General features: G+C 32.4%; 2 protein-coding genes. One reads left to right on the top strand and one right to left on the bottom strand.

Annotated features, from left to right (window positions below):
• Positions 1-169 precede the first annotated feature (169 nt).
• Positions 170-1174, bottom strand: a complete 1005-nt coding sequence (ccpA, locus tag RT405_RS09550; protein WP_313469314.1) for a catabolite control protein A — start codon at positions 1172-1174, stop codon at positions 170-172.
• Between the two features lie 240 nt (positions 1175-1414).
• Here ccpA and RT405_RS09545 point away from each other — a divergent pair.
• Positions 1415-1504 (top strand): hypothetical protein (locus RT405_RS09545; protein WP_313469316.1); only part of this gene is annotated, 90 nt, incomplete at its 3' end.

Below are 1504 nucleotides of genomic sequence, written 5' to 3'. Positions count from 1 at the left end.
AGAAAAAAGCCAAAGCTGAGTCTGACGCTAAGGCTAAAGCTGATGCTGAGAAAAAAGCCAAAGCTGAGTCTGACGCTAAGGCTAAAGCTGATGCTGAGAAAAAGAAAGCAGATTAATATTTTCAATAAAAAAAACCTTTTTTGAATTTTTTCAAAAAAGGTTTTTTGTGTTATTTAGATGTTCCTCTATTAGCGATATGATGTGGTAAAATGATTGTTTTTTCATCTACTTCTTCTTTATTCATCAATTTTGTCAATAAACGCATGGAAACAGCTCCGATATCATATAGCGGTTGAGTAATTGTACTCAATTTAGGTCTAACCATTTCTGTCAGTTTTGAATTATTAGCTGTAATAATTTCAAATTCTTCTGGGACACGAACGTCTAAATCCAATGCACCATTTAAAACTCCTACTGCTAGTTCATCGTCTCCGATAAAAGCAGCTGTAGCCCCTGCTTCAGCTAATTTAGAATAAATTTCCTCTCCAGCTGTAAAGTTGTAATCTGTTTCGAAAATTAAGCTTTCATCAAATTCCATACCTGCATTCTCAAGAGCTTTTTTGTATCCTTTCATCCGATAAACACTATTGATTGGTTCTTCACTTTGTGAACCAGATACAAATGCAATCCGTTGGTGACCTTTACCAATCAATTCAGTGGTTACTTCTTCAGTTGCTGCTTCATAATCAATGTTTACACTGCCAACTTGTTCATCTGGATCAACCGTTCCTGCTAATACAACCGGGATTTTAGAACGTGAAAACTCTGCACGTAATTCATCTGTGATTTTATGTCCCATATAAATTAATCCGTCTACTTGTTTTGCTAATAATGTATTGAGTACATTTACTTCTTTTTGATCATTTTGATCAGAATTCGCTAAAATAATATTGTATTTATACATAGTGGCAATATCATCAATTCCTCTTGCTAATGATGAAAAATATAAGTTGGTTACATCTGGAATAATTACCCCTACAGTTGTAGTCTTTTTACTTGCAAGCCCACGTGCTATAGCATTTGGTCGGTAATCCAACCGATCAATAACTTCTAAAACTTTTTTTCTAGTAGTTGGTTTCACATTTGGGTTTCCATTCACTACACGTGAAACGGTGGCCATTGAAACATTTGCTTCTCTTGCTACATCATAAATCGTTATTGTTTGTTTTTCCATTTCCAGTATCCCCTTTAAATTTACTTTTTGATAGTTCAGTTTTATTCTTATACAATTTATCAAACTTTTGAAAATAATGCAAGCGTTTTAATTCTATTTTCATGAAAATTTCAATATTTATTTCATTTTATTGTTTTTTTAGCTATTCGTCTCTTTTTTACATCTTTCCTTTTTTAAATACAAGATGGAGTGATACAATTGATACTAGTCAAATAGATTAAGAAAGTAGGTTGTATTTATATGAAAAAACGTTTAGCTGATTTACAAGAATGGTTAAAAGAAATTCACGCAGATGGTGTTTTTATTAATGATCCAGGAAGTATCGCTTAT

It is taken from the genome of Carnobacterium sp. (genome assembly GCF_032094055.1).
Taxonomy (GTDB): domain Bacteria; phylum Bacillota; class Bacilli; order Lactobacillales; family Carnobacteriaceae; genus Carnobacterium_A.
The sequence above is the reverse complement of the archived record's forward strand: the minus strand, read 5'-3'. Positions and strand labels throughout refer to the sequence as shown.

What these genes read in the sequence shown, in the direction of transcription:
- ccpA (WP_313469314.1), bottom strand. Translation starts at nt 1,174, where the DNA reads ATGGAAAAACAAACAATAACGATTTATGATGTAGCAAGAGAAGCAAAT.